Origin of the sequence: Pseudoalteromonas sp. NZS71 (genome assembly GCF_015864715.1) — a bacterium.
GTDB lineage: Bacteria > Pseudomonadota > Gammaproteobacteria > Enterobacterales > Alteromonadaceae > Pseudoalteromonas > Pseudoalteromonas arctica.
On record NZ_JADYWS010000057.1, the window covers coordinates 1 to 7,440 of the forward strand.

Consider the following 7,440-nt stretch of genomic DNA (forward strand, 5'->3'; position numbering starts at 1 on the left):
CGCCTGCAAAATTGATGCAGGATCACTTGGCGGCTAAAGCCGCCTAAACGTTATGCACTTCAGGTTTGAATCCGCGTCGCTTTTAAAGCATTTATAAAACACTTATAAAGTACGGCTAAATAATGCAACCGCTTGTTGATACATATTAATTGCAAGGGCTGCATCGTATCGCTCACCTTCATCACGCATAAAGGCATGCTGGGCATTAACTTCTTGCCATTGGTAATTAATGCCAGTACTTACGCATTGCTGGTATATTTTAATACGGCCTTCCTTTGGCACATGCGGGTCTTGTTTACCCCATATAAAGTGAATTTCGCCTTGTATATCAGCCATGCGTTCAAATGAGTTATTACCTGATTTTGCCGGTAATGTATTGCTGTGAATATCAGTTGCGTATAAGCAAAAAGCCGCTTTAATTTCAGGGTTAAGCGCCGCTCTGTAAGCTAAATGCCCGCCAATACATACGCCCATAGCGCCCACTGTACCTGTGCAGTAATGCTGCTGCTTTATAAAGTCGATCATGGCTTGCGTGTCGCTATCATGATGCTCCAGTGGTTTTTCCCACTTATCTGCATTGCCTTTGTCTTTACCTGCATCGTCGTAAGCAAGCACAGTGCCCATAGGGTTTAACTCGTGAAATACTTCCGGTACGAACACTACAAAACCATGGCTTGCTAAAATAGCTGCGCTGCGTGCAATAGGTGCAGTTTGCTGAAAAATTTCAGAATAAAAAATAATAGCAGGGAACTGCCCTTGCGCCTGAGGGCGATAGATGGTTGTTCGCATTAAACCTGTAGGTGTTGGCAAGTCTGCGTTATGTTGTTGAATTATCATAAAAGCGCTCAGTTAAATAAAATTATATAATGATATGGTAACTGAGCGCGATAAAATAAACGACTTTTGTTGTCGAGTATTTATACCAACCTGCATAAATCTTTGATCAATTTAACGAATTAAATTTCACTATAACGTCGTTAAAAATTTTTTATTTAGAACAACTAGATAAAAAATTTTTGCCTAGTTCTAGCGTAATTTTCTTAACGTTAAATAGACCCCATATATAAGCAGATTGGTATTAAATACTTGCAGGCATTTTATTACAACTAGCGTAATAACTTACGGTAGCCGGCCAATCTGAAAATATAGCCATTACACCCACGTCTTTTGCGAGTACATCAACGACCGTCATCATATCGCCATCGTTATCTATAACATCAGCAATTGATTGATAGTAATAACCACCACCTTCATTAAGCGGACCTGAGCGCTCAAGGCTCCATGCAATAAGCTCTAAACCTGCTGCTTTTGCGTCAATTGCGTATTGTGATGGCACGATATTATTTTCGTTATCTATTGTTAGCATCATCCAAATTGGAGGGGCTAAAATTTTAACGCCGTCAGCCACAAGTTCATCCATGCCAGGTTGCCATGTTTGTGGGTTACTTGGATCAAATCCGGCTTCACTGTCGCGACCATCTAGGTATACGCTTTTATCTGCAAAGTCAGGGTTAGTGTTAATCCAGTATTTTACGTCTTCAAGGTTAAACGATTGCGGGTAAACTTTTGAGGCTGGCACATTCATTTGTGTGTACTCGTCTAGCATTTTTTGCGCATATTGCTCTTGCGTCATTCCATCAAATGGCATACTTACTTGTGGCGATTTAAGTTCAGGGGTCATTTTTACCCCCATCCCATTAAACAGTGCAATGCTTTGTTTATGGGTCATCAATGTACCGTTGGTGGCATATAAATCAGTGCGCCAACTTGGTGTACCATCCATGTAATCGGCAACGGTAGTTGCATTAGTGTTTGCACCATCCATTTTACCTTCAAGGGTTAAAAATTCCGCTAAGCTTATATCGCTGGTACAACATTTTGCAGAAGCAGCAATACCGTTAGCGGGGTCTGCTGGTGTAAATGGCACACTGCATTTAGCTGCAAGCTCAGGAATGGCTAAAATATTAGTTGTGGTGTGTAAGTCGCATTGAGAATGGCGACATACTAGTTCTTTATCGTTTGTAAATGTAACATCGCATTCAACAATGCCTGCGCCCATTCTGGCTGCAGCAATATAGGCTTCTTTAGTATGCTCAGGGTATTGCATTGATGCACCGCGATGACCAATAGAAAAGTCGGTGCGGTAAAAAGGACCTTCACTGCATGACTCTAATTGTGTTTTTAAAGCGCTGTCGCTCATATCATTGACTAAATAATATGGACGAGTGCCTAGTTGAATATCTGGCGCATCACCGTTTGGTACTTCTACAATAACAGGCGTAGGTATTTCAACAATCTCAACTTCGGTGTTGGTAACAACCACTTCTTTTTCTATTATTTCTACATCGTCGTCGCAGCCAGCAAGTGTGGCTAACAATATACAGCCTGTAAGTAAGGTAATACGTTTCATTGTTTATCCTTAAAAAGTAAAATTTGTACTACCTTAATGATTATTAATGACAATTTAGCTACAAGTTTATTAATTTACTTTTTTATTAAGCATTTGATTCACTAATAATGCACCTAACATTATAGCTGCACCAATACTTAACCTAACTATGTCAGCGTCTCTGTTCCAAATAAGCACGTTAACAATAATCCCTGCTGGGATAAGTAAGTTATTCATGACTGCCAGAGCTCCAACGTTGACGAGTGTTGCGCCTTTATTCCACATAAAGTAACCAAGGCCTGATGCAACAATCCCTAAATAAATCAGTATGCTCCACTGAGTAGAAGTGGTTGGTAATTTGTTTGAATTACCAAATAATGCATAACAGATTGTGGCAATAATAAGTGCGCCTATAAAAAACCATCCAAATACGGTTTTATCATCAAGCTGATTGTTCATCATTAAGCGTTTGTAGGCTACTTGGCCTACAGCAAAACTTATGTTCGCACCTTGAACTAATAATAAGCCAATTATGAAATTGCTATTTAGGTTTTCGTAACGAATGGTAATCGCACCAATTACAGCAATAAGTGCGATTATAAAAAAGCGTGGGTTAAAATGTTTGTTCAATGCATCATTTAGCAAGGTAATGTACAAAGGAGTCATTACTGTAAATAGCAGTACTTCGGGGACGCTTAAAAATAAAAAGGAATGGTAGTAAAAGCTATACATAACACCAAGTTGTATAGCGCCAATCAGCATGAGCTTTAAGGCTAAAGGTTTAGGTGTTTGTTTAAACTTTAACAATGGTAAAAATACGAGGGTTGCTAGTGCTATGCGAATTAACACACTAAACCATGCATCAACCTGACCTGCTAAATACACGCCAATTAAACTAAATGAAAATGCCCAAAGTAAAGTTACTGCAAATAAGTACCGCATAGCTGTCGTCTTTAAATAATTAATTGCAGCAGTTTATCTGTTATAAATTGATGTATAAACAATAAAAGCCCGCAAGCGGGCTTTTATAAAGCAATAATTAATAAACTAAGTTACTAGGGCGTGTTGATCTTTGTGGATTGAAATTTGTTCAATCTAGGGGCGATTTAATCGCGGCGCGAGGTTTGTAACCTAGCGGGCTAAGTAAAAACCGAGTAACAAAGAGTTAATCGTCCCTAGAAAGAACCCAAAGGGCAGCGCATGTTTGGCATTTATGCTGCGTTATCGCCTATTTATGGGGAATAACCACACTACATAGGCTCTGCCTTGCCTAAAGGCCAAACATACTGCTGCAAATTCAACCACGAAAGGTCAACATGCCCTAACTATTCAACTAAACCACGGCGCTTAAGTAGTGCGTCGGTAGTTGGTTTTTGACCTCTAAACTCAATGTAGCTTTGCATTAAGTCGCGGCTGTTACCTTTTGATAGGATTTCTTTACGGAACTTATCACCGTTTTTACGTGTTAAGCCGCCGTTGTTTTCCATATGTGCAAAGGCGTCTGCTGCAAACACTTCAGTCCATAGGTACGCGTAGTAACCCGCTGAATAACCACCTGCAAATGTGTGGCTAAAGAAGTTTGATTTGTAACGTGGTGGAACAGGGTAGTAAGCAATACCGTGTTTTTCTAGCGCGTCTTGCTCAAACTTTTGAACGTCAGTAATTTTCTTATCAGAACCAAATGAATGCCATTCCATATCAAGTAGTGCAGCGGCTAAGTATTCAGTAGTGCCGTAACCTTGGTTGAATTTTTGCGATTCAAGTACTTTATCAAGTAAAGCTTGTGGAATTGGCTCACCTGTTTTGTAATGTTTCGCATAGTTAGCAAGAACGGTTGGTTCAATCATCCAATCTTCATTTGCTTGCGACGGAAACTCAACAAAGTCACGTGCCGTTGCAGTACCCGCTAGGCTTGGGTATTTAACATCTGAGAATAACCCGTGTGCAGCATGACCAAATTCATGGAACATAGTAGACACTTCGTCAAATGTCATTAGCGTAGGCTCGCCTGCAGCAGGTTTTGGAATGTTCTGCGCATTGTAAATAACCGGTTTAGTGCCTTTTAATCCGCTTTCGCTAACGTATGCACTCATCCATGCGCCGCCACGTTTACCTTCACGTGCATATGGGTCTAAGTAAAATAAACCAATAGCGCTGCCATCAGCGTTAAATACTTCGTATACGGTTACATCTTCATGATAAACAGGAAGATCTTTACGTTCTTTAAACGTAATACCGTACAGTTTGTTCATTGCAAAGAATAAGCCATCGTGAATAACCGATTGCATTTCAAAGTATGGTTTAACAAGTGCTGGATCTAAGTTGTACTTTTCTGCACGTACTTTTTCAGCATAAAAAGTCCAATCCCATGGTTTAAGCTCAAAGCTTTCGCCTGAATCGTTAATCACTTTTTGAATAGCGGCTGCTTCAATCTTTGCTTTTTCAACTGCTTTTGGTGCTAAGTCATCAAGGATGCCGTAAACGTTTTCAGTTGTTTGCGCCATACGCGACGTCATTACATAAGAAGCCCAATCTTTGTAGCCTAAAAGCTCTGCTTTTTGAGCGCGTAGGTTGGTTTCTTTAATAATAATAGGGCCGTTAGTTTTTGCTGCACGGTTTGCAGAGGCTTTAAAAATTCGCTCACGCAGGTCGCGGTTTTCAAGGCTACTTAAAATTGGCTGTTGCGTTGTATTTACCAAAGTGATCATGTAGCCGTCTTTGCCCGCTTTTTTAGCTGAAGCTGCAAGTCCTGCAATTTCGCCTTCAGAAAGACCCGCTAATTCACTTTTATCTGTAACTACAATAACGTCTTCTTTAAACGATTTTAAAATGTTTTGTGAAAACGCAGTAGATAGCTGAGCTAGCTCTGAGTTAATTTCACGCATTTTAGCTTTTTCAGCGTCATTTAATTTAGCACCTGCTTTTACAAACTGCTTGTAGTAAAAATCAACTAGGCGTTTATCTTCTGCGTTTAATTTATCTTGATTGTCGTAAATTGTTTGTACGCGCTTAAATAATTCACCGTTTAAGTAAATATCATCTGAGTGAGCAGATAATACAGGCGCCATTTTTTCATCAATACGCTGGTATTCAGCATCTGAAATTAAACCAGATAAGTTATAAAAAGCAGCCGATACGCGATTTAATAGCTCCCCTGACAATTCCATTTTAACTAATGTGTTTTCAAATGTTGCTGGAGCAGGGTTATTAGCAATGGCTTGTACTTGTGCCGTGTGCTGTGCGATACCTGCATCGAATGCAGCTTCGTAGTCTTTTGTACCAAATTTATCAAATTCTGGTGCCATATATTGCAATGGGCTTGGCTTAAATAAAACATTGTTTGCGTTCATGTCTTGCACTTGTGCTGCGCCTTCTTTTGCCATGTTTTGTGTATCGTTAGATGAACAGGCCGATAATATTAAGGCACTAGCAATAGTAGTGGCGATCAGGGTTTTACGCATAATAACTCCATAGAAAGATTAGCCGGAATAGGCTTTGCGAGTCGAAAAACCTAGTTAACTTATCAAATTTTGGCGTTTATACAATAAAGTTTATCGGTATTAAGGGGGATTTGAACGCAAATTAGCTAATATTTAGCTTTAAGGGAGGTAAAAGTAGCTCTAAAAGTAAACACCTGAGCTACTTAATAAGTCGTTGAGTCATAATTGCTTAGTTATATCCAAGTACAAATTTTCTCTCAGAGCCAAAGTTGCTAGGTTGTTGTTGGCCAAACTCTTTGTTGATAGATGCCAGTGTTTGCTCTTGTTCTGCAAGAAGGCACAAAATTTTATTTCGGTAATCTAGGCTGCTTTCAAATAAATGTAAGTCTACCTGCGGCTGCAAAGTAGCGAGTCTTTGATTTAAAGTAAGTTGTGTCATATGTGATCTCCAGTGCTTGTACACTATTTATATAGCACTCGGTGCAATAAAGAGTTAATAAATTGTTCATAAAAAGTATATTGAACTTATTAACTTGGCGTTTTAGTTATATTATGACTGCTAAACTTACCCAACACTGAACCGCTTTCACTTTATAGCGATTTAAATTTAAAGCGCTCCTTTGCTTGTTTTGGAAAATAAATGACCTTAGAACACATAAACCAAATTCTTGCCTTTGTTGTATTTAGTTACAGCGATGTACACATTACCGTAGCAAAAATTATTAAAGTGCCTTTAATACTTTTCGCTATTTGGTTTATTGTGACGCGTATTGGCAAGCTAATAACAAAAACATTATTGGCAAAAAAGTTAAGCCAAGATGCCGTGCATTTATTTACACGTATCTACTTTATTTTAAGTATCGCTATTTTAATTTTTACATCTTTAGAAGTATTAAGCATACCGCTTACTGCGTTTGCTTTTGTTTCAGGTGCAATAGCCATTGGTGTAGGCTTTGGTGCTCAAAATATTATCAATAACTTTATTAGTGGCTGGATACTAATGTGGGAACGCCCAATACGTATTGGTGACTTTTTAGAGGTAGGCAATGCAAAAGGCGTGGTTGAAACAATTAATACTCGCTCAACGCGTATTCGCCGAAATGACGGCGTACATATGCTTATTCCTAATTCTCAATTGCTCGAAAATACAGTAACAAACTGGACGCTAATAGATGGCAATGCACGCTCATCGGTCAGTGTAGGCGTTGCGTATGGATCAGACGTGATACTGGTTAAAAAGCTTATTCAGCAAGTGCTTGATGATCATGAAGCAATATTGGCTAATCCAAAGTCATCGGTGTTATTTGATGACTTTGCAGATAGCTCGCTCGTATTTAACGCTATTTTTTGGGTGTGCGCCGAGTCAGAAACCATGCTTAGAAAAGTACGCAGTGATATTCGTTTTAGTATTTACGCTGTATTTGAAAAGCATGATGTAGTGATTGCTTTTCCGCAGCGTGATATTCATATCGACGGTGAAATTGCATTTAAGCGCTCATAGTTCAAATATAGTAAATATTAAAAGCCGCTAATAGCTAACACCGATCAGTTAAGGTATTTTTGATCGGTTGACTGATCTTTTGGTTGCTTCACAATACCCTTATCATCTTT

Annotated in this window: 6 protein-coding genes; 1 reads left to right on the top strand and 5 read right to left on the bottom strand. The window is 39.1% G+C overall.

The genetic code is table 11. The features are described 5' to 3' along the window. Positions 1-102 precede the first annotated feature (102 nt). From I6E85_RS20535 to I6E85_RS20555, 5 genes are all read right to left on the bottom strand, one after another. Positions 103-837, bottom strand: a complete 735-nt coding sequence (locus tag I6E85_RS20535; protein ID WP_024590279.1) for a dienelactone hydrolase family protein — start codon at positions 835-837, stop codon at positions 103-105. 241 nt (positions 838-1,078) lie between these two features. Beyond that, a complete protein-coding gene (locus tag I6E85_RS20540; RefSeq protein WP_197237301.1) occupies positions 1,079-2,410 on the bottom strand; it encodes a glycerophosphodiester phosphodiesterase family protein in 1,332 nt (443 codons plus the stop codon). 69 nt (positions 2,411-2,479) lie between these two features. Beyond that, the gene (locus I6E85_RS20545) at positions 2,480-3,331 is read right to left on the bottom strand and encodes a carboxylate/amino acid/amine transporter (protein WP_197237303.1); all 852 of its coding nucleotides are present in this window, start codon (positions 3,329-3,331) and stop codon (positions 2,480-2,482) included. A 383-nt stretch (positions 3,332-3,714) separates the two neighbouring features. Then, positions 3,715-5,850: a M3 family metallopeptidase gene (locus I6E85_RS20550; protein ID WP_024590276.1), complete on the bottom strand. Its 2,136-nt coding sequence runs from the start codon at positions 5,848-5,850 to the stop codon at positions 3,715-3,717. A gap of 208 nt (positions 5,851-6,058) precedes the next feature. Next, positions 6,059-6,268, bottom strand: coding sequence for a hypothetical protein (locus I6E85_RS20555; RefSeq protein WP_024590275.1), 210 nt, complete (start codon positions 6,266-6,268; stop codon positions 6,059-6,061). Positions 6,269-6,469: 201 nt separating this feature from the next. Between I6E85_RS20555 and I6E85_RS20560 the strand changes: the two genes are divergently transcribed. Then, the gene (locus tag I6E85_RS20560) at positions 6,470-7,330 is read left to right on the top strand and encodes a mechanosensitive ion channel family protein (RefSeq protein WP_007581304.1); all 861 of its coding nucleotides are present in this window, start codon (positions 6,470-6,472) and stop codon (positions 7,328-7,330) included. Positions 7,331-7,440: the final 110 nt, after the last annotated feature.

Excerpts from the sequence above, each read along its gene's own strand:
- I6E85_RS20535 (WP_024590279.1), bottom strand. The coding sequence starts at position 837 with ATGATAATTCAACAACATAACGCAGACTTGCCAACACCTACAGGTTTA.
- I6E85_RS20540 (WP_197237301.1), bottom strand. The coding sequence starts at position 2,410 with ATGAAACGTATTACCTTACTTACAGGCTGTATATTGTTAGCCACACTT.
- I6E85_RS20545 (WP_197237303.1), bottom strand. The coding sequence starts at position 3,331 with ATGCGGTACTTATTTGCAGTAACTTTACTTTGGGCATTTTCATTTAGT.
- I6E85_RS20550 (WP_024590276.1), bottom strand. The coding sequence starts at position 5,850 with ATGCGTAAAACCCTGATCGCCACTACTATTGCTAGTGCCTTAATATTA.
- I6E85_RS20555 (WP_024590275.1), bottom strand. The coding sequence starts at position 6,268 with ATGACACAACTTACTTTAAATCAAAGACTCGCTACTTTGCAGCCGCAG.
- I6E85_RS20560 (WP_007581304.1), top strand. The coding sequence starts at position 6,470 with ATGACCTTAGAACACATAAACCAAATTCTTGCCTTTGTTGTATTTAGT.